This is a genomic window from Pseudomonas sp. NFACC24-1, from assembly GCF_900115235.1.
Lineage (GTDB): Bacteria > Pseudomonadota > Gammaproteobacteria > Pseudomonadales > Pseudomonadaceae > Aquipseudomonas > Aquipseudomonas fluorescens_AA.
The window spans coordinates 184,023-205,407 of record NZ_FOVS01000007.1; the positions used below are offsets into that span (position 1 = coordinate 184,023).

Sequence of the window (21,385 nt, forward strand, 5' to 3'; positions counted from 1 at the left end):
TCGCGGCTGTTGGCTAAACTGTCGGAACGGTGCCGCCGTCGATCCGATACTCGGTCCCTGCGATCGAAGCGGACCGCGGGGACGCCAGGAACGCGATCAAATCGGCCACCTCTTGTGGTGTGGCCGGTCGACCTACTGGAATTCCTCCCAGCCAATCCATGACGATTTTCTTGCCGCCCTCGTAATCCGTTCCGGCGTCCGCCGCCATCCGCTGCGCAAACGCTACGGAAGCCTCGGTCTCAATCCAGCCCGGCGCAACGCTCAGCACGCGAACGCCCTTCGGCGTCACCTCTCTCGCCAGAGACTTGCTGTAGGTCGTGAGGGCCCCCTTGGCTGCGGCGTAGGCGGTGGTGGACTCGGGCAAAGGCAGCACGCGCTGGATGGAGCTGACGTGGATGATGACGCCGGAGCCCTGAGCCAGCATCGCTGGCAGCAACGCACGATCCAGGCGTACGGCAGGCATCAAGTTCAGGTTCAGCTCGGCGAACCAGTGCTCATCACTGATCGCGGCGAAACCGCCACCGGGAGTGTGCGAACCGCCGAGCACGTTGATCAGGATATCGACGCCGCCCCAGTCCTGCAGGACGGTCTGAGCAAGATGATTCGCACCTTGCGCCGTCGACAGATCGGCAGCCACGTAGTTGACGCCCTCCACCGGCTCCGCTGGCAAGGTGCGCGCGGATGTCGCCACCCGAGCGCCGGCCTCCACAAGGGTTTTCACGACGGCAGCGCCAAGGCCCAGCGTGCCGCCGGTGACCAATGTCCGCAGGCCATTCAGATGAAGGTCGAAGCTCATGCCGTGATCTCCAGCGATGCGATCAGGCCGCGTTCAAGGCGAAAGCGGTAGGACAGAACGATCGGGCTGCCAGGGAAGTTGCCGGTGACGTTGGCGCGGACAACTTGAAAGCCGTCCTCTCCCTCAATGGCGAACGGCACGCTCGTCGCGCTGTACTTGGCCGATGCCTCGGCCATAAAGGCCTTGATGGCGTCGACGCCCGTGTAGGTACGGCCGTCGTCCTTCATGACGGCTTGCGCGGTGAAGCAACGCGCCAAGGCGTCGGGGTTGTGTTGCGCCGCGAAGTACGCGGCAATAGGCTCAGGGAGGGTCAAGGTATTCAAGTTTTGGCTCCATGGGGTCAGCGAAGGCCTTAGGATGCGCGTCTACCTGAATTCAGTGAATACACTAGAATCTTTATAGCTTACTTAGGAAACGATACAGAATGCGTGGATCCGACTTCGCTGAACTGAAGGCCTTCGTAGCCGTCGTGGAGCGCCAAAGCTTTGCCCGAGCTGCAGAGCATTTGGGCCTATCGCCGTCGGCACTCAGCCAGACCATCCGGCAGCTCGAAGGCCGCATCGGCGCTCGCCTTCTGAATCGCACAACTCGAAGCGTCGCGCCATCGGCCAGTGGCGAACTGCTCTACAGGCGCATAGCGCCTTTGTTTCGGGAGATGGCTGCTGCAGTCGCCCAAGCCAGTGAGGCGACAGGGCAGATGAGCGGCACGCTTCGCATCAACACGCTGGGGATCGCAGCGCGGACCATCATCGCGCCCCGGCTTTCACGCTTCCATCAAGCACACCCTGACGTGGTTCTCGACATCGTGGTCGACGACGCGCTCGCCGATATTGTCTCTGGCCGCTTTGATGCGGGCATCCGCGTAGGTGGGCAGCTCGAGAAAGACATGGTTGCCGTGCGCCTCACGCCGGACCTGAACATGGTGGCCGTGGCCTCCCCGGACTATATCGCGCGTAGAGGAACCCCCAAGTCACCTGCCGATTTGCATAACCATACATGCATCAACTGGCGGCTCCAGATGGACGGCAGGCAATATCGCTGGGAGTTCAAGAAACGAGGGCAGCGGCTCGAAGTGGCGGTGGACGGCCCCGTCGTCACCAATCATGCTGACATCGGCATTGCTGCTGCGCTGAACGGGCTCGGCATTGCCTATCACTTCGAGCGAGATGGCGTGGGCGAGCTCTTGACCCAGGGACGGCTGGTCCAGGTCCTGCCGGACTGGTCGATTTCGCGCCCGGGGTTGTTCCTCTACTATCCGAGCCGCCAGCATCGACCAGCCCTCCTCGGGGCGTTCATCGACTGTCTCCTGGATCGAAAACCGTTCGATCGGCGCTAGGCCTCAGGAAGGGTCGCCATAGCGTCGGCAAACACCACGGAGTGGGCTATGGCTTCCAGCACAAAAGAGGTGGCAGCAGCATGCGCATTTCCGCTTCTAAAGGGCAAGCTCCACGATTTGGCCATAGCACATTTACACTATGGTTTCTATGCGAGGCTTAATTCTAAACTACTGACAGGATTCTAATTCACCCTAAAAAAATGAGAAAACCATGACAAAATTAAAACTTGTTGCAGCGGTTTCTGTTTTGGTGGCACTAGCTGGATGTAATGTCATCGCTAGCAAAACTAATATACTCACTGATGACCAAATAAAATCCCAGGCTGGCGGGGCCCTAGGGTATTCTCCTGAGGAGCTGACTTTGGTAAGCCGCCGGACGGAAGGAACCAATACGTTCGCCGCGTTGAAGTCCAAAGATAATCAACAGTTTAATTGCATTATCAACGGCGGGAACCTCTTGACCTTTGGCATGACCAACCCACCATCCTGTGCTAAAAAAGGTCAGCCACCAGTTAGTGCTACTCCATTCGGTGGTTGATTTTTAAAGACAGTGTATACCAAGAGCCTCTTGAATATTTAGTTGAGTTCTACTCCTTATATAGAGTTGCTCTTGGCTTCCTAGAGAGAAGTGATTTCGAGTTATGATTTTTCATAACTTGAATTTTTTGATTTTTATTAGACTAATGTGCTGTTCGCTAAATAGGCTTGGTATCGGTCAACATGGCAATCAATCGGATTCCATGTAAAAAATACCCTGCTTGGAAAAGCACTCGCGCACAATGATAAAACCCAATGAAACCGGGCTTGTCATGAGATTTGATACCATGCCCTTGCCTGCTAAGGCGACATGGTATCGAGCGCTAGGCATGGGCATTTGGCTCAGTCAATGCCCCGTACCACACCGCATAAACACCGTCTCGGCGATGCACAAAGCGGCCAGAACTTGCCAGGCCAAAAAAGCCAAAAGCCCGCAATTACGCGAGCTTCAGGGCATTGGTTTGCTAGATCGTGCCGGTCAGTGCCGGACGCAGGATCATTCCCACTCAATCGTCGCCGGCGGCTTGCTCGACACGTCATACGTGACGCGGGAGATGCCTTCGATTTCGTTGATGATGCGCCCGGAAACGGTTTCCAGCAGCTCGTACGGCAGGTGTGCCCAGCGAGCGGTCATGAAGTCGATGGTTTCCACGGCACGCAGGGCCACGACCCAGGCGTAACGACGGCCATCGCCGACCACGCCCACCGATTTCACCGGTTGGAACACCACGAACGCCTGGCTGACCTTGTGGTACCAGTCGGCCTTGCGCAGTTCTTCGATGAAGATGTGGTCGGCGCGACGCAGCAGGTCGGCGTATTCCTTCTTCACTTCACCGAGGATCCGCACGCCCAGGCCCGGGCCCGGGAAGGGGTGGCGGTAGACCATGTCGTAGGGCAGGCCCAGTTCGAGACCGAGGCGACGCACTTCGTCCTTGAACAATTCGCGCAGCGGCTCGACCAGCTTGAGGTTCATTTCCTCTGGCAGGCCGCCGACATTGTGGTGGGACTTGATCACGTGGGCCTTGCCGCTCTTGGCGCCGGCCGACTCGATTACGTCAGGGTAGATGGTGCCCTGGGCCAGGTACTTGATGTTGTCCAGCTTGCAGGATTCGGCATCGAACACGTCGATGAAGGTGCGGCCGATGATCTTGCGCTTCTTCTCCGGGTCGGACTCGCCGGCCAGGTTGTTCAGGAACTGCTCTTCGGCATTGGCGCGGATCACCTTGACGCCCATGTTCTCGGCGAACATGGCCATCACTTGCTCGCCTTCGTGCAGGCGCAGCAGGCCGTTGTCGACGAAGACGCAGGTCAGTTGGTCGCCAATGGCCTTGTGCAGCAATGCGGCAACCACCGAGGAGTCCACACCGCCGGACAGGCCCAGCAGCACGTTGTCGGTGCCGACCTGGGCACGGACCTGAGCGATGGCGTCTTCAGCGATTTTCGACGGGGTCCACAGGGCTTCGCACCCACAGATGTCGAGGATGAAACGCGACAGGATGCGGCCGCCCTGCTTGGTGTGGGTCACTTCAGGGTGGAACTGCACGCCGTAGTAACGGCGATCATCGTTGAACATGCCGGCAATCGGGCAGCTCGGGGTGCTGGCCAGGATGTGGAAGTCTTCCGGCATCTTGGTGACCTTGTCACCGTGGCTCATCCACACGTCCAGGCCGAACAGGCCGTCGGCGTCGACGTGGTCTTCGATACCGTCCAGCAGGCGGCTCTTGCCGACCACGTCGACGCGGGCATAACCGAACTCACGCAGGTCCGAACCTTCGACCTTGCCGCCCAGCTGTTCAGCCATGGTCTGCATGCCGTAGCAGATACCGAAGACCGGCACGCCCAGGTCGAACACGGCTTGCGGGCAGCGCGGGCTGTCGGCTTCGTGCACGGACTCAGGGCCGCCGGCGAGGATGACGCCTTTCGGAGCGAATTCGCGAATCGCTTCGTCATCCATGTCGAACGGATGCAGTTCGCAGTACACGCCGATTTCACGCACGCGGCGGGCGATCAGCTGGGTGTACTGGGAACCGAAGTCGAGGATCAGGATGCGGTGAGCGTGAATGTCGAGGGCCATGGGAAAACTCTATAAAGCAGTTGCAAGCTTCAAGCTGCAAGCTGCAAGTAATCGGAAGCTGCGCGGTAGCTGTATGAACACAGCCCCGCCTGCAGCTTATAACTTGTGGCTTATAGCTGTCGGCATCAGCCGACCCGATAGTTCGGCGCTTCCTTGGTGATCTGCACGTCGTGGACATGGGACTCGGCCATGCCGGCGCCGGTGATGCGCACGAATTCCGGCTTGGTACGCATCTCTTCGATGTCGGCGCTGCCGGTGTAGCCCATGGAGGAACGCAGGCCGCCCATCAGTTGATGGATGATGGCGCTCAGGGTGCCTTTGTACGGCACGCGACCTTCGATGCCTTCCGGCACCAGCTTCTCGGCACCCGCGGAGGAGTCCTGGAAGTAACGGTCGGAAGAGCCCTGGGCCTGGGACATGGCGCCCAGCGAACCCATGCCGCGATAAGCCTTGTAGCTACGGCCCTGGAACAGCTCGATCTCGCCCGGCGCTTCTTCGGTACCGGCGAACATCGAACCCATCATCACGCAGTAGGCACCGGCGACGATGGCCTTGGACAGGTCACCGGAGAAGCGGATACCGCCGTCGGCGATCAACGGCACGCCTGTGCCTTCAAGGGCGGCGGCAACGTTGGCGATGGCGCTGATCTGCGGCACGCCGACACCGGCGACGATACGGGTGGTGCAGATCGAGCCAGGACCGATACCGACCTTGACCGCGTCGGCACCGGCTTCGGCCAGGGCCTTGGCGGCTTCGCCGGTGGCGATGTTGCCGCCGATCACCTGCACGTCAGGGAAGTTCTGCTTGACCCAGCGAACGCGGTCGATCACGCCTTTGGAGTGACCGTGGGCGGTGTCGACCACCACCACGTCAACGCCGGCATTGACCAGGGCGGCGACGCGGTCGCCGGTGTCCTTGCCGGTGCCGACCGCAGCGCCGACGCGCAGACGACCCTGGTCGTCCTTGCTCGCCAGCGGGTAGGCCTTGGCTTTTTCGATGTCGTTGACGGTCATCATGCCCTTGAGGGCGAATTTGTCGTCGACGATCAGCACACGCTCGATACGGTGCTTGTGCAGCAACTCGCGGACTTCGTCCTTGTTGGTGCCTTCCTTGACCGTGACCAGGCGCTCTTTGGGCGTCATCACTTGGCGGACGGAAGCATCGAGACGGTTCTCGAAACGTACGTCGCGGGAGGTGACGATGCCGACCAGGTCGCCATCGTGCAGTACCGGAACGCCGGAGATGTTGTGCATGCGGGTCAGTTCGAACAGATCCCGGACCGTGGCGTCAGCCTCGATGGTGATCGGATCCTTGACCACGCCAGCCTCGAACCGCTTGACCTTGCGCACTTCGGCGGCCTGCTGTTCGATGGTCATGTTCTTGTGGATGATACCGATACCGCCTTCCTGGGCCATGGCAATGGCCAGACGGGCTTCGGTCACGGTGTCCATGGCGGCGGAAACCAGGGGGATATTCAGTTCGATGCCACGGGTGAGACGGGTTTTGAGACTGACTTCGTTAGGCAGTACTTCGGAATAACCGGGCACTAGGAGAATGTCGTCGAAGGTCAGAGCTTCTTGGCTGATACGCAGCATCGCGGGGGCTCCCGAGCGGGAAAATGGAAGCGCGCCATTATACTCATGGACCCCGTCTGGCTCAATGTAAAACTCTGTCTATTATTGGCGGGCTGATTGACGGGGCTAATCACTACAATCTCTGGAGCACTCCTGATCCTGTGGCGAGGGGATTTATCCCCGCTGGACTGCGCAGCAGTCCCAAAGCAGTCGACTCAATATGCCTGATGTACCGCATAGCCTGGGTTTAGGGCCGCTTCGCGCCCCAGCGGGGATAAATCCCCTCGCCACGAAAGCAATCTCCAGCCTGCCTATCTACAACTCCACCCGCACCCAACTCACCGGCTGATCGAGCCAATCGGCGAACTCATCGAGAAAGTCCTGCTTGAACCCCGCCTCCAGCCAGTTATTGAAGATGAACCCCAGGTTGGAAAAGCCGCACGGCTGCAGGAACAGAAAACCATTGATGTCATCTTCATGGCCGCATTCGGGGCAGGTGAAGTTGTCGGTGCGCGCTGGCATCCAGTCTTCCAGGCTTTCGAACAACGCTTCGCCGACTTCCTTGCGGCACTCGGCGCAACCGGCTTCTTCGAGAAAGCCCTTGGCCGGCGTATAGATGCAGCGCTTGGTAATGATCTCCAGGCCATTGATCGCTTCGCCGAACGGCAAGGCTTCGGGGTGCATTACCACGTCGCGGGCACCGGGGGCGATGGCGTGGGCCATGCGATTGCCGGTGCGCCCGCAGGTGGTCAGTTGTTCTTCGACGATATTTTTGCGCACCAGCCAGCGCACGATCGCCCGGGCCCGGGGCTCGTGGACCGGCAGGGTGGAAATTTTCGGGACGATGATGCTTTGCGAATTCATGACGAGGCCTGGAGGTTCCCATGGGGGCGAATAAAGGCCGGCAGCTTAATCCCTGGCCAAGCCAGGTCAAGCACTCAGGTAACGCCCGATCAAGGCAATGCCACTGGCGAGCACCAGCCAGGTCACCAAGCGCACGAACGCCTCGCGCGACAACCTCATGGTCAGGCGACGACCCACCCACAGCCCCAGCGCCATGGCCGGCAACAAACACAGCGCCAGTACCAGCAAGGGTAGCTCGGCATACACACCGGCGACGATAAACAGGCTCAAGCGCACCACCGTGCTGCAACTGATCAAGGCACTTTGCGTGGCCCGGGCCGGGTCCTTGGGCAGGCGGCTATTCAAGTAAATGGCATATAAAAAGCCGCCACTGCCAAACAACGCCCCGAACATCCCGCCCACCGTGCCCATCGGAAACGCCCACCGCGATGACAACTGCGTCGGCCGGGTTTTTATCAACAGGCTATAGATGGCATAGCTGCTGATGAACAGCCCCATCAACAGCAACAACAGATCGGACTTGAGGTTAAGCAGGAAAATCACTCCCAGGGTGCAGCCCAGTGCCATGCACGGCAGCAACCGCAGTAGCTCTGGCCGGGACACGTCCCTACGCGATGGCAACAGGTTGCCGAAGGCCGCGACAAAATCCAGCAGGACCAGCAGCGGGATGATCTTCGACAAGGGCATGAACAGCAGCAGGATGGGCGCGGCCACCAGCGCCGTGCCGAACCCGGCGATGCCGAACACGATATAGGCCAGGGTAATGGCCGAGCCGATCGCCAGCCATTGCATGGGGGCAAATGCCCACTGGCCCAACCACGACAGAAGATTCATCCGGCACTTCCTTGATGACGAAGCGGGGACTTTAGCCAGATGTGTCGGGGCATATCCAGCATTTGTGGTGACCGGCCTATCGCTATCGCGAGCAAGCTCGCTCCCACACTGGACCTATGTCGCACTGGAAATCAAATGTGGGAGCGAGCTTGCTCGCGATGAAGGCAACTCGATCCGATTTGTTTGCACACATGGAGATTCACCAGCGAATGCCCTTATCATGCCGCCCATGATTAAAGATCCCTTTGCCCGACTGGGCCTGGACCGCGAGGTCCTGACTGTCAGCCAGCTCAACGGCCGTGCGCGGGTGTTGCTTGAAGACGTGTTCAGCAACATCTGGGTCGAGGGCGAGATTTCCAACCTTGCCCGTCCGGCCTCCGGCCATGTGTACTTCACCCTCAAGGACAGCGGTGCCCAGGTGCGTTGCGCGCTGTTCCGGCAGAATGCCGCGCGGGTGCGCCAGGCCTTGAAGGATGGGCTGGCAGTAAAAGTGCGCGGCAAGGTTTCGCTGTTCGAAGGCCGTGGCGATTATCAGTTGATTCTCGACACCGTGGAGCCGGCCGGCGATGGCGCCCTGCGCCTGGCCTTCGATGCCCTGAAGGAAAAACTCAGCGCCGAGGGCCTGTTCAGCGCCGAACGCAAAGTGCCGTTGCCGGCCCATCCGCAACGCATCGGCATTATCAGTTCGCCCACGGGCGCGGTGATCCGCGACATTATCAGCGTGTTCCGCCGCCGGGCGCCGCAGATCTCCCTGACCCTGATTCCCACCGCCGTGCAAGGCCGCGAAGCCACCGGGCAAATCGTCCGCGCCCTGAAACTGGCCGATGCCCGTGGCTTCGATGCGCTGATCCTGGCCCGGGGCGGCGGTTCCCTGGAAGACTTATGGTGCTTCAACGAAGAAGCCGTGGCCCGGGCGGTGGATGCCTGCGTCACGCCAATCGTCAGCGCCGTCGGCCATGAAACCGACGTGTCCATCAGCGATTTCGTCGCCGATGTGCGCGCCCCGACCCCGTCCGCCGCCGCCGAACTGCTGGCGCCGGATGCCGGCGATCTGGTGCGCCGGGTCGAAAGCCTGCATCGCCGGCTGGTGATGCGCATGCGCGACCGGCTGATGCGCGATCAGTTGCGTCTCGAAGGCCTCACCCGGCGCCTGCGTCATCCCGGCGAACGCCTGCGCCAGCAAGCCCAGCGCCTCGACGACCTGGACATGCGCCTGCGCCGGGCCTTCGAACGCAACCTCAATACCCGCCGCGAGCGGCTGATCCGCCTGGAAACCCGCCTCGCCGGGCAACACCCGGGCCGACAGCTGGCCATGTTGCGCCAGCGCCTGGACAGCCTGGCCGAACGCCTGCCCCGGGCCATGCGTGAAGGGCTCAAGGCGCGCCGCGTGCAGTTGCACAACCAGATGCAGACACTGCACATCGTCAGCCCCCTGGCGACCCTTGGCCGGGGCTACAGCATCTTGCTCGACGAACGTGGCCATGCAATCCGCAGCGCCGGGCAAACCCAGACCGGCCAACGCCTGACCGCCCGGCTCGGCGAAGGCGAACTGCTGGTGCGGGTCGAAGACAATCACCTGACGCCGGTCACCCTTTCTTTACTGGATTGATTCATGCCGCGCTATCTCACCCCATTGCTGTTGCTGTGCCTGACCTTCAATGCCCACGCCGACAGTTACATCACTCGCTTGTTGAACAAGCCGGTGCCCGGCGGCGTGGCCGTGGTGGACCTGGGCAGCGCGGCCCAGGCACCCAAAGCCACTTACCAGGGCAAGCCGGTGCTGGTGGTCAAGGAACAGCAGAATTGGCTGGCGATTGTCGGCATCCCGCTGACGGTCCAACCCGGCACCCAACAGATCAGCAGCGGCGGCGGCACCCAGCCCTTTGTGGTCGGCTACAAAAAATACCCCGAGCAACACATCACCTTGAAGAACAAGCGTCAGGTCAATCCGAACCCGGCGGACCTCAAGCGCATCGACGCCGAGCTGGCGGTACAACTGAAGGCCTATCGCAGCTTCAGCCCGAACATTCCCAGCAACCTGTTGCTGGACAAACCGGTCAATGGCCCGCTGTCGAGCAAATTCGGCGTGCGCCGCTTCTTCAACGGCGAAGAGCGCAACCCCCATGCCGGCCTGGACTTCGCCGTGCCCGCCGGGACACCGATCAAGACCCCGGCCGCGGGCAAGGTGATCCTCACCGGCAATTATTTCTTCAATGGCAATACGGTGTTCGTCGACCACGGCCAGGGTTTCATCAGCATGTTCTGCCACATGTCGAAGATCGACGTGAAGGTCGGCCAGCAACTGGCCCGGGGCACCGTGGTGGGCAAGGTCGGCGCCACTGGCCGCGCGACCGGGCCGCATATGCACTGGAATATCAGCCTGAACGATGCGCGGGTGGATCCGGCGATTTTCATCGGTGCTTTCCAGCCCTGAGATGTGTGCCGGGGCTACCGGCCTCATCGCGAGCAAGCTCGCTCCCACATTGGGATGTGTTGTGACCACGCCCCCTTGCAACCCACAGAGATCCGCTGTGGGAGCGAGCTTGCTCGCGATGACGGCAGCCGCATCACCGCCCGCCTATGAATTGCCAAGCTCAAAACATCGGCGCAATTTCCAATATCGACATCTCTAATATCCGCGATTAAATCTCGTAAACCCGCTCAAAAGCAGAAGTTCTCTCAATTTTTTCCGACTGCTTGCGATCCGCCGTTCACGCGGTTAGGGTTGGAGCATGAAAACCTCTCACACCCTCATCCAGCTTCGCCAGCACCGCAGCCTGTGCCTCGTCAGCGCACGACTGCCGGGCTGAATCGCGGCATCTCGTCCAGGCTTCAAGCCACCCCATTCGAACCACCGGCAGGCCGCCTTTTTCCGGCCACGACAATAAGGATTTCCCCATGAGCATGCTCAAAGACCCGTCTTCCAAATACCGCGCGTTCCCGACCATCAACCTGCCGGATCGCACCTGGCCGTCGAAGACCATCACCGCCGCGCCGATCTGGTGCAGCTCCGACCTGCGCGACGGCAACCAGTCGCTGATCGAGCCGATGGACGCGGTCAAGAAGCTGCGCTTCTGGAAAACCCTGGTGGCGGTGGGCGTGAAGGAAATCGAGGCATCGTTCCCGGCCGCTTCCCAGACCGACTTCGACTTCGTGCGCACGCTGATCGAAGAAGGCCACATTCCGGACGACACCACCATCCAGGTGCTGACCCAGGCCCGTGAAGACCTGATCGCCCGTACGTTCGAATCCCTGCGCGGTGCGAAAAAAGCCATCGTCCACCTGTACAACGCCACCTGCCCGTCGTTCCGCCGCATCGTGTTCAACCAGGACAAGGAAGGCGTGAAGGAAATCGCGGTGAACGCGGCCAAGCTGTTCGTCAAATACGCCGCCCAGCAGCCGGAAACCCAATGGCAGTTCGAATACTCGCCAGAAACCTTCAGCGCCACTGAGCTGGAGTTCGCCAAGGAAGTCTGCGACGCGGTGATCGAAGTCTGGAACCCGACACCCGAGCGCAAGGTGATCCTCAACCTGCCGGCTACCGTGGAAGTCGCTACCCCGAATATCTACGCCGACCAGATCGAGTGGTTCCACCGCAACATCACCCGGCGTGACAGCGTGCTCATCAGCCTGCACACCCACAACGACCGTGGCACCGGCGTGGCCGCCACCGAGCTGGGCCTGATGGCCGGCGCCGACCGTGTCGAAGGCTGCCTGTTCGGCAACGGCGAACGCACCGGTAACGTCGACCTGGTGACCGTGGCGCTGAACCTCTACACCCAGGGCATCAACCCGGAGCTGGACTTCTCCGACATCGACGGCGTGCGCAAAGTGGTCGAGGAATGCAACCAGATCCCGGTGCACCCACGTCATCCCTACGTCGGCGACCTGGTCCACACCGCGTTCTCCGGCTCGCACCAGGATGCCATCCGCAAGGGCTTCGCCCAGCAGAAACCGGACACCCTGTGGGAAGTGCCGTACCTGCCGATCGACCCGGCCGACATCGGTCGCAGCTACGAGGCGGTGATTCGCGTCAACAGCCAGTCCGGCAAAGGCGGGATCGCTTACCTGCTGGAACAGGAATACGGCATCAGCCTGCCACGTCGCATGCAGATCGAGTTCAGCCAGGTGGTACAGCGCGAAACCGATCGCCTGGGCCTGGAAATGACCGCCCAGCAGATCCACGGCCTGTTGCAGCGTGAATACCTGCAAGCCAACACCCCGTACGCGCTGGTCAGCCATCGCCTGCAGGAAGAGAACGGCAACAGCGCCGTAGAGGTGGAAGTGGCGAGCAAGGGCCAGGGCGAGACCAACCTGCACTGGCGCGGCAAAGGCAACGGCGCCCTGGAAGCGCTGGTGGCCGGCCTGCCGATTCCAGTGGAGATCATGGACTATAACGAACACGCCATCGGTGCTGGCACCAACGCCAAGGCTGCGGCCTACATCGAACTGCGGGTTAACGGCGAGCGTGCGGTGCATGGCGTGGGTATCGATGAGAACATCACCACGGCGAGCTTCAAGGCCCTGTTCAGTGCACTGAACCGCTCGCTGAGCCAGCCGGAGGCCAAGGCGGCCTGATTTGTGCTGAAATGCAAAAAGGCCCCGGGGTGTGAACCCTGGGGCCTTTTTGTTTGGCTGATGGTTGGGTGCTGACTGTACTGGCCTCATCGCGAGCAAGCTCGCGATGGCGGCCTGTCAGACAACCAAACTGTCAGGCATGGGTATCGACAGAAACGGTCATGGCCTGCAACAACGACGCCCGCAAGGTTTGCAGCATCGCCTGGGTACCCATGATCTGGGTCTGGATGGCCATGGCTTGCTGAGCCTTCTGCTCTTCGTTGGCCTGACTCTTCTGCACGCGGGCCAACTGGGCTTGCTGCTGGGCCAGCAGTTTTTCGGCCTGCTCAATCTGCTTTTTCAGTTGTTCGATGATGTCCCCACCGCCGCTGGCGGGAGCGCCAGCGACATTCGCGCCGCGGGTATCGACCTGCAATGTCTTGTCTTTGTCGTCAGTGTCAGTCGATGCCACTGGACTGACCGCTTTCTCTTCTTCAGCCCCGCGGATGGAAACTTTAGGGGCTGACAACGGATAAGGGTTTACGGTGGTTGCGCTGATACTGGTCATAGGGACTTCTCCTTGGCTGACCGGTTATCGGCACGCAACAGCGTTCCTTGAGGCTGAATCGTTTCAACTCGTGAATTCGAAGCGATCGGCATCCAGGTTCGCCGGAAACCGCGTGCGATACGCCGCCAGGTCCGCCGCCTTCAAACACACGGTGAACACGCCATCCGCGTCACCGGCGCTGAGCAAGGTTTCACCCTGGAAATCCAGCACCTGGCTGTCTCCGGTGTAGGCGAAGCCCTTGCCGTCGGTGCCGACGCGATTGACCGCTGCCACATAGCACAGGTTCTCGATCGCCCGGGCCGGCAGGAGCCGATTCCAGTGCATACGCCGCGCTCCGGGCCAGTTGGCGGTGTACAGCAAAAGGTCGGTGTCCTCGGCGTCGCGGCTCCACACCGGAAAGCGCAGGTCGTAGCAAATCAACGGGCGAATCCGCCAGCCCTTGAGTTCGAACAGCACCTGTCGCTCACCCGGCGTGTAGTGGTTGTGCTCGCCGGCCATGCGAAACAGATGGCGCTTGTCGTAATGCAGCACTTCACCGTCCGGTCGCGCCCACAGCAGGCGATTGCGGTGGCTGCCGTCGCCGGCCTGGATGATCACACTGCCGGTAATCACCGCGTCCAGCTTCGCGGCCTGGGTCTTGAGCCATTGGCGCGTCGGGCCGTTCTCCGGCTCCGCCAGGGTCTCGGATTCCATGGAGAAACCCGTGGTGAACATCTCTGGCAGGATGATCAGATCAGCCCCACGTGCCTGCTCAAGCAGCGCTTCGAAATGCTCAAGGTTGGCCCGGCGATCGTGCCAGGCCAGGGTGGTCTGGACCAGGGCAATGTCGAGGTCAGGCAACGCGCTCAAATCACGCATAGTTTTTCCGCCGCTTCACGCAGCGTCTCCTCGCGTTTGGCAAAGCACAGGCGCACCAGGCGCTGGCCTTGGGGTGGGTCCTGGTAGAACACCGAGATCGGAATCGTCGCCACGCCATGCTCGCGGGTCATCCACACCGCCATGTCGACGTCATTGAGGTCCGGGCGAATCCGCGAATAGTCCACCAACTGGAAATAAGTACCGGTCACGCGCTTGAAGCTGAACCGTGACGGGGCCAGCAGGTCGCAGAACAGGTCGCGCTTGGCCTGGTAGAAGTCCGGCAGTTCGTCGACGTGCTCCGGATGTTCGGCCATGTAGTCGGCCAGGGCGTACTGCAACGGCGTCACGCCGCAGAAGCTGACGTACTGGTGCACCTTGCGCAGCTCTGCCGTCAGGGCCGCTGGCGCCACTACGTAGCCGGTTTTCCAGCCGGTGACGTGGTAGGTCTTGCCGAACGAACTGACCACGAAGGCGCGGCGGTACAGCTCTTCGTGGGCCAGGACACTGGCGTGGGCGACGCCGTCGAACACCAGGTGTTCGTAGACCTCATCGCTGACCAGGTAGATGTCACGGTCGCGAATCAGTGTCGCCAATTGATCGAGTTCGGCACGGCTGATCAGGGCACCACTGGGGTTGTGCGGCGAATTGAGGATGATCATGCGCGTGCGCGGGCTCAGGGCCTCGCCGAGCTTCTCGAAGTCGATGGCGAAGTCATCCAGGCCCAATGGCACGTGCACGCAGCGCCCACCGGCCAAGAGAACGGAAGGCTCGTAGCTGTCATAGCTAGGATCGAAAACGATCACTTCGTCACCGCTGTGGACCACCGCCGCGATGGCACAGAAAATCGCCTCGGTCGCGCCAGGGGTCACGGTGACCTCTTGATCGGCATCGACGTTGGCGCCGTAACTGCGGGCGATCTTCGCCGCGATCTGCTGGCGCAGCGCCGGCAGGCCGGTCATCGGCGAGTACTGGTTATGGCCTTGAGCAATGTGCCGGCCAACCGCATCGCGCAGGGCCTGCGGGCCATCGAAATCGGGAAAGCCCTGGGACAGGTTCAGCGCGCCCGTCTGCGCGGCGAGCTGGGACATCTGGGTGAAAATCGTGATGCCGACGTTCGGCAACTTGCTGGTGATCATGAAGGGTCCCTGCTCTGCACCCGGCTCTGGTGCGGCGCGGGAGAGCCCGAGGATAGCCCAATCGCCGAGCGTGAAAAAGGGTGCCGCGGTGGGCACCCGATCTCACTCAATGACATAACAGCCATCCCGACACAGAACCCTGTGGCGAGGGGATTTATCCCCGCTGGGTTGCGCAGCAACCCCAAAGCAGTGAGTTCAATCTACCTGACACACCGAGTTGAGGGTTTTAGGGCTGCTTCGCAGCCCAGCGGGGATAAATCCCCTCGCCACAGGTTCCGTGTGCTGCCTCAGTCACTGTGGGCAACGCCCCTCAGTGAGCAGCCAATCAACGCTTGTCGCGGCGCTTCTTGTCAGCCTTCTTGTGGTGCGACATCAAGCGGCGCTTCTTGTTGACCTGGCGGTCGGTGAGCGTGTTCTTGTTGCCTTCGTACGGGTTCTCACCGCCCTTGAACTCGATGCGGATCGGCGTGCCGACCAGCTTCAGGACGCGACGGTAGGTGTTTTCCAGGTAGCGGACGTACGACTTGGGCACCTTCTCGATCTGGTTACCGTGGATCACGATAATCGGCGGGTTGGCACCGCCCAAGTGGGCGTAGCGCAGCTTGATCCGACGGTTGTTGACCATCGGTGGCGCGTGCTCGCCTACCGCATCTTCGAGGATCTGGGTCAGGCGGTTGGTCGGCCAGCGGGTGACCGCCGACTTGAACGAGTTCTGCACCGAAGCGTAGAGGTTGCCCACGCCCGTGCCGTGCAGGGCCGAGATGAAGTGGATGTCGGCGAAGTCGACGAAGAACAGCCGGCGCTGCAATTCGACCTTGACGAAATCCCGCTCGCTCGGCGTCATGCCGTCCCATTTGTTGATCGCGATGACCAGCGCACGCCCGGCTTCCAGGGCGAAGCCCAGCAGGTTCAGGTCGTGATCGACCACGCCTTCGCGGGCGTCCATCACGAAGATCACCACGTTGGCGTCTTTGATCGCCTGCAAGGTCTTGACCACGGAGAACTTTTCAACTTCTTCGTGGATCTTGCCGCGCTTGCGCACACCGGCGGTGTCGATCAGCGTGTACTTCTCTTCGTTACGCTCGAAGGGAATGTAGATGCTGTCACGGGTGGTGCCAGGCTGGTCGTAGACGATGACCCGGTCTTCACCGAGCATACGGTTGACCAGCGTCGACTTGCCCACGTTGGGACGGCCGATGATGGCGATCTTGATCCCGTCTTTTTCGCTCGGGCCCGGAATGCGCTTGGCTTCCTCGCCCTCGGCAACGACCTCTTCCTCGCCCTCTTCCGGCTCTTCCGCGTCGTCCTTGGGGAAACTCTCCAGGGCGATTTCCAGCATCTGGGTGATGCCACGACCGTGGGCGCCGGCGATCGGGATCGCCTGGCCCATGCCCAACGGTGCGAACTCGGCGCGGGCCATGTCCGGGTCGATGTTGTCGACCTTGTTGGCGACCACGTAGGAACGCTTGTTACGCTTGCGCAAATGCTCGGCGATCATCTGGTCGGCGGCGGTAAAACCCGCCTTGGCGTCTACCAGGAACAGCACCACATCGGCTTCTTCAATGGCGAGCAGCGACTGCTCGGCCATTTTTTCGTCCATGCCGTGTTCATCACCGGAGATGCCGCCGGTGTCGACCAGAATATAGGTACGCCCTTGCCACTTGGCCTCACCGTATTGGCGATCACGGGTCAGACCGGACAAGTCGCCGACAATGGCGTCGCGAGTCCTGGTCAGGCGGTTGAACAAGGTGGACTTGCCGACGTTCGGTCGGCCCACCAGGGCGATTACGGGAACCATGCGGCTCTCCACTTCGTTATTTCAGAAAATACAAAAGCCGCTGCGAGGCAGCGGCTGGTGCTCGGAGGCAGTCCTGTGGGAGCGGGCTTGCTCGCGGAAGCGGTGTGTCAGTTAACAAATTTTCTTCTGATACACCGTATTCGCGAGCAAGCCCGCTCCCACAAAGGACGGGCCGCTTGAGATCTAGCCCCAAGCATAGCCTTACTTGATGGTCAGGGCTTCCAGTTTGCCGCTGTTGCCATACACATAGATCATGTTGCCCACCACCAGCGGACGGGCACGCAGGCCGTCGCTGTCGATGCGCTCACGGCCGACGAAACGACCGTCCACCTGGCTGAGCAGGTGCAGGTAACCTTCCAGGTCACCCACTGCGACGTAGCTGGAGAACACTTCCGGGGCCGACAGTTGACGACGGGCCAGGGAGTCGTTGCTCCACAAGGCGGTGGTGGAACGCTCGTCAACGCCTTCGACGGTGCCCGAGGACAGGCTCACGTAGACGCTGCCAAAGCCTTGGGCGACACCGGCGTAGCTGGACGCATCGCGCTGCCACAACGGACGACCGCTTTCCAGGTCCAGTGCCGCCACGCGGCCCTGGTAGCTGGCGACGTACAACGTACCGCCGGACAGCAGCAAGCCGCCGTCGATATCGACCACGCGCTCCAGTTCCGAACGACCTTGCGGAATCGCTACGCGCTGTTCCCAGACCGGCACGCCGTTGGAAACATCCAGGGCCACCACTTTACCGGTCGACAAGCCAGCCACCGCCAGGCGGTTGGTGACGACAGGCGCACTGGTGCCACGCAGGGTCAGTACCGCCGGGGTACTGTCATACAACCAGCGCTGGTTGCCGGTGGCGGCATCCAGGCCGATCAGGCGGTCGTCCTGGGTCTGGACCACCACCACGTCACCGTTGGTGGCCGGCGGTGCGAGCACTTCGCTGGTCACCCGGGCGCGCCATTTCTCTTCACCGCTGCTCGCGTCCAGGGCGACGATCTCGCCCTTGAGCGTGCCGATCATGACCAGGCCGTAACCCACGCCAACGGCGCCGGAAACAGGCAGTTCGAGATCTTTCTCCCATTTGACGTCGCCGTTGCTGCGATCCATCGCCATGACCACGCCCGTGACGTCGCCGGCATAGATGGTGTCGCCATCGATGGCCGGCACCAGCATGTTGTAGGTTTCACCCTGGCCATCGCCGATGGAGCGGCTCCACTGCTTCTGCAGCACGACTTCTTCTTTGAAGTCGGTCAGTTCGGCTGGCGGCAGTTCTTTCTTGCTGTTGCTGCTGCAACCCGCGGCCAGAATGGCCAGGGCCAGCAATGCTGCATGTTTCCACTGGATCACGTCACGCATCCCCTTTGGCCAGGTCGTCCAGCTTGATTTGCAGGCCACCGACCGCGGCTTCATCCGACAGCGCAGCCTTGGCTTTTTGGTAGGCCGCATGGGCCTCATCGGCACGACCCAGCTGCACCAGCAGGTCGCCCTTGAGTTCTTCGCGGGTCGCCAGGAACGCCTTGTCGGCATCGCCGTCGAGCAGCTTCAAGGCGTCTTCGGCCTTGTTCTGGGCCGCCAGCACCTGCGCCAGGCGCTGACGCGCCACTTCGCCCAGGGTCGGGTTGGCCGGTTTGTCGACGATACCTTTGAGCTCGGTGGCCGCGTCGTCCAACTTGCCGCTGTCCACCGCCACCTTGGCCACGAACAGGCGACCGTACTGCGCGTAGGCAGTGCCGCCGAATTCCTTGTCCAGCTTGCCGGCCAGGTCCGCCACGCGGGCAGGGTCAGGCTTGCCGTCCGGGGTCAGGGTGGTTTCCAGCAATTGCTGGTAGAGCACCGAGGCGCCTTGCGACTGGTTGCTCTGATATTTCTGGTAGGCCTGCCAGCCGAACACGATGACCAGCGCCAACAGGCCGCCAGTGACCAGCGGCTTGCCGTTGCGCGTCCACCAGTCCTTCAAATCCGCCAGCTGTTCATCTTCGGTACTCGACACCCCAATACTCCTTAATCGCTAAATCGGCTGTTTGACAGCTTCAACCCTGCACGACGCAGGTGGCCAGGTGTGCAGCAAGCGCATCCCAGGCAATGCTTTGTTGTTCGCCCTGGCCACGCAGGGGTTTGAAACCTACCACTTGTTGGGCCAGTTCGTCGTCACCGAGGATCAGTGCATACAGTGCACCGCTCTTGTCGGCCTTCTTGAATTGGCTCTTGAAGCTGCCGGCGCCGGCGTTGATCTGCAAGCGCAGGTTGGGCAACTGGTCGCGGATCCGCTCGCTCAACGACAAGGCGGCCAGTTCGGCGGCCTCGCCAAAGGCGCACAGGTAGACGTCGACCTGACGGGACAGTTCTTCAGGCACCTTGTCCAAGGCTTCCAACATCAGTACCAGGCGCTCGATGCCCATGGCAAAGCCCACGCCCGGGGTCGGCTTGCCGCCCATCTGCTCCACCAGCCCGTCGTAGCGGCCGCCGGCACAGACGGTGCCTTGGGCGCCGAGTTTGTCGGTGACCCACTCGAAGACCGTCTTGCTGTAGTAATCCAGGCCGCGAACCAACTTGGGGTTGATCACGTAGGGAATGCCCACGGCGTCCAGGCGCGCCTTCAGCCCTTCGAAGTGCGCACGGGATTCGTCGTCGAGGTAGTCGGCCATTTTCGGCGCGTCGACCAGGACCGCCTGGGTATCGGCATTCTTGGTGTCGAGCACGCGCAGTGGATTGGTCTTCAGACGGCGCTGGCTGTCTTCGTCGAGCTTGTCCAGGTGCGCGGAAAGAAACTCCACCAGCGCTTCACGGTAGCGGCCACGGGACTCGCTGGTGCCCAGGCTGTTGAGCTCGAGCTTGACCGCGTCACGCAGCCCCAGCTCGCCCCACAGGCGCCAGGTCATGACGATCAGCTCGGCATCGATGTCCGGACCTTCGAGGTTGAACACTTCCAGGCCAATCTGGTGGAACTGGCGATAACGGCCTTTCTGCGGGCGCTCGTGACGGAACATCGGGCCGACGTACCAGAGCTTCTGCACCTGGCCGCCGCCGGTGATGCCGTGTTCGAGCACCGCACGCACGCAGGCCGCCGTGCCTTCGGGGCGCAGGGTCAGGGAGTCGCCGTTGCGGTCGTCGAAGGTGTACATCTCTTTTTCGACGATGTCGGTCACTTCACCGATGGAGCGCTTGAACAGCTCGGTGAACTCGACGATCGGCATGCGGATCTGCCGGTAACCGTAGTTATCCAGCAGGCGCGCCACGGTGCCCTCGAAATAGCGCCACAGGGGCGTCTGCTCGGGCAGGATGTCGTTCATGCCACGAATGGCTTGCAGAGACTTGCTCACAGGTAATCCTTAAATTCGTTCGACTCAACCACGCGCAATCACTGCAGCGTCGGCTTCGACCTTTTCGGCCGCTTTCTGGCGAATCAGCCGTTCCAGCTCATCCACCAGATTGTCATTCGTCAGTTTCTGCGACGGCTTGCCGTCGATGTAAATCAGGTTCGGTGTACCGCCAGTCAGGCCGATATGGGCCTCCTTGGCTTCGCCCGGCCCGTTGACCACGCAACCGATCACCGCGACATCCAGCGGCACCAGCAGGTCTTCGAGGCGCCCTTCCAGTTCGTTCATGGTCTTGACCACATCGAAGTTCTGCCGCGAGCAGCTCGGGCAGGCGATGAAGTTGATGCCACGGGAACGCAGGTGCAGGGACTTGAGAATGTCGTAGCCGACTTTCACTTCCTCGACCGGGTCAGCCGCCAACGAGATGCGGATGGTATCGCCAATCCCTTCGGCGAGCAGCATACCGAGGCCGACGGCGGATTTCACCGTGCCCGAACGCAACCCACCGGCTTCGGTGATGCCCAGGTGCAGCGGCTGGACGATTTCCTTGGCCAGCAGGCGGTAGGCTTCGACGGCCATGAACACGTCGGACGCCTTCACGCTGACCTTGAAGTCCTGGAAATTCAGGCGTTCCAGGTGCTCGACGTGGCGCAGGGCGGATTCCACCAGCGCCGCCGGGGTTGGTTCGCCGTATTTCTTTTGCAGGTCTTTTTCCAGGGAACCGGCGTTGACGCCGATGCGGATCGGGATGCCGCGGTCGCGGGCGGCATCCACCACGGCACGTACCCGGTCTTCGCGACCGATGTTGCCCGGGTTGATGCGCAGGCAATCGACGCCCAGTTCGGCCACGCGCAGGGCGATGCGGTAGTCGAAGTGAATGTCGGCGACCAAAGGCACCTTGACCAGTTGCTTGATCTTGCCGAACGCCTCGGCGGCGTCCATGTCCGGCACGGAAACGCGCACGATGTCGACACCGGCGGCTTCCAGGCGGTTGATCTGCGCGACCGTGGCGGCCACGTCATTGGTGTCGCTGTTGGTCATGCTCTGCACAGCGATAGGCGCATCGCCGCCCACGGGCACGTTACCAACCCAGATCTTTCGGGATTCGCGACGCTTGATTGGAGATTCGCCGTGCATGA

The 21,385-nt window shown here is 61.4% G+C and carries 19 protein-coding genes; 5 read left to right on the top strand and 14 right to left on the bottom strand.

The features are described 5' to 3' along the window. Positions 1-13 precede the first annotated feature (13 nt). A complete protein-coding gene (locus BM317_RS09520) occupies positions 14-796 on the bottom strand; it encodes an SDR family oxidoreductase (protein ID WP_092474085.1) in 783 nt (260 codons plus the stop codon). Beyond that, positions 793-1,119, bottom strand: coding sequence for a nuclear transport factor 2 family protein (locus tag BM317_RS09525; RefSeq protein ID WP_092165703.1), 327 nt, complete (start codon positions 1,117-1,119; stop codon positions 793-795). Before BM317_RS09525 ends, BM317_RS09520 begins: the two co-directional genes overlap by 4 nt. Before the next feature lie 101 nt (positions 1,120-1,220). Between BM317_RS09525 and BM317_RS09530 the strand changes: the two genes are divergently transcribed. Further along, a complete protein-coding gene (locus BM317_RS09530; RefSeq protein WP_092165701.1) occupies positions 1,221-2,132 on the top strand; it encodes a LysR family transcriptional regulator in 912 nt (303 codons plus the stop codon). Between the two features lie 211 nt (positions 2,133-2,343). Then, the gene (locus BM317_RS09535) at positions 2,344-2,670 is read left to right on the top strand and encodes a hypothetical protein (protein WP_092165699.1); all 327 of its coding nucleotides are present in this window, start codon (positions 2,344-2,346) and stop codon (positions 2,668-2,670) included. 495 nt (positions 2,671-3,165) lie between these two features. Here the strand turns inward: BM317_RS09535 and guaA are convergent, their stop codons facing one another. From guaA to BM317_RS09555, 4 genes are all read right to left on the bottom strand, one after another. Then, positions 3,166-4,743, bottom strand: a complete 1,578-nt coding sequence (guaA, locus tag BM317_RS09540) for a glutamine-hydrolyzing GMP synthase (RefSeq protein ID WP_045155136.1) — start codon at positions 4,741-4,743, stop codon at positions 3,166-3,168. Between the two features lie 125 nt (positions 4,744-4,868). Continuing rightward, positions 4,869-6,338 carry an IMP dehydrogenase gene (guaB, locus tag BM317_RS09545; protein WP_060739079.1) on the bottom strand — a complete coding sequence of 490 codons (1,470 nt, stop codon included), beginning with the start codon at positions 6,336-6,338 and terminating at the stop codon, positions 4,869-4,871. Between the two features lie 294 nt (positions 6,339-6,632). Beyond that, a complete protein-coding gene (locus BM317_RS09550) occupies positions 6,633-7,181 on the bottom strand; it encodes a sugar ABC transporter ATPase (protein ID WP_072408104.1) in 549 nt (182 codons plus the stop codon). A gap of 66 nt (positions 7,182-7,247) precedes the next feature. Continuing rightward, a complete protein-coding gene (locus tag BM317_RS09555) occupies positions 7,248-8,015 on the bottom strand; it encodes a sulfite exporter TauE/SafE family protein (RefSeq protein WP_092165696.1) in 768 nt (255 codons plus the stop codon). Between the two features lie 229 nt (positions 8,016-8,244). On the opposite strand from BM317_RS09555, the gene xseA reads away from it, so the two are divergent. The 3 genes from xseA (at position 8,245) to leuA (ending at position 12,593) form a co-directional block, all read left to right on the top strand. Continuing rightward, a complete protein-coding gene (xseA, locus tag BM317_RS09560; RefSeq protein WP_092474087.1) occupies positions 8,245-9,624 on the top strand; it encodes an exodeoxyribonuclease VII large subunit in 1,380 nt (459 codons plus the stop codon). Positions 9,625-9,627: 3 nt separating this feature from the next. Next, positions 9,628-10,449, top strand: coding sequence for a peptidoglycan DD-metalloendopeptidase family protein (locus BM317_RS09565; protein WP_092165695.1), 822 nt, complete (start codon positions 9,628-9,630; stop codon positions 10,447-10,449). Positions 10,450-10,913: 464 nt separating this feature from the next. Then, entirely contained in the window at positions 10,914-12,593 is a 1,680-nt protein-coding gene (gene leuA / locus BM317_RS09575) for a 2-isopropylmalate synthase (protein WP_060739084.1), read from the top strand. A 133-nt stretch (positions 12,594-12,726) separates the two neighbouring features. Here leuA and BM317_RS09580 read toward each other — a convergent pair whose 3' ends face one another. From BM317_RS09580 to ispG, 8 genes are all read right to left on the bottom strand, one after another. After that, positions 12,727-13,140, bottom strand: a complete 414-nt coding sequence (locus BM317_RS09580; protein ID WP_092474089.1) for a hypothetical protein — start codon at positions 13,138-13,140, stop codon at positions 12,727-12,729. 63 nt (positions 13,141-13,203) lie between these two features. Further along, the gene (locus BM317_RS09585; protein ID WP_092166074.1) at positions 13,204-13,998 is read right to left on the bottom strand and encodes an amidohydrolase; all 795 of its coding nucleotides are present in this window, start codon (positions 13,996-13,998) and stop codon (positions 13,204-13,206) included. Next, positions 13,986-15,134, bottom strand: a complete 1,149-nt coding sequence (locus BM317_RS09590) for a pyridoxal phosphate-dependent aminotransferase (protein ID WP_092474091.1) — start codon at positions 15,132-15,134, stop codon at positions 13,986-13,988. The genes BM317_RS09585 and BM317_RS09590 overlap by 13 nt, the downstream gene beginning before the upstream one ends. A gap of 325 nt (positions 15,135-15,459) precedes the next feature. After that, positions 15,460-16,932, bottom strand: coding sequence for a ribosome biogenesis GTPase Der (der, locus tag BM317_RS09595; protein WP_039592110.1), 1,473 nt, complete (start codon positions 16,930-16,932; stop codon positions 15,460-15,462). Between the two features lie 201 nt (positions 16,933-17,133). Next, positions 17,134-18,285 (bottom strand): outer membrane protein assembly factor BamB, encoded by a 1,152-nt coding sequence (gene bamB / locus BM317_RS09600; protein ID WP_092474093.1) that lies wholly within the window; start codon positions 18,283-18,285, stop codon positions 17,134-17,136. After that, complete coding sequence (locus tag BM317_RS09605; protein ID WP_025212011.1) at positions 18,278-18,919, bottom strand: YfgM family protein; 642 nt, start codon at positions 18,917-18,919, stop codon at positions 18,278-18,280. Before BM317_RS09605 ends, bamB begins: the two co-directional genes overlap by 8 nt. Before the next feature lie 40 nt (positions 18,920-18,959). Further along, a complete protein-coding gene (gene hisS / locus BM317_RS09610) occupies positions 18,960-20,249 on the bottom strand; it encodes a histidine--tRNA ligase (RefSeq protein WP_025212010.1) in 1,290 nt (429 codons plus the stop codon). A gap of 24 nt (positions 20,250-20,273) precedes the next feature. Next, the gene (gene ispG / locus BM317_RS09615) at positions 20,274-21,383 is read right to left on the bottom strand and encodes a flavodoxin-dependent (E)-4-hydroxy-3-methylbut-2-enyl-diphosphate synthase (protein ID WP_003185136.1); all 1,110 of its coding nucleotides are present in this window, start codon (positions 21,381-21,383) and stop codon (positions 20,274-20,276) included. Positions 21,384-21,385: the final 2 nt, after the last annotated feature.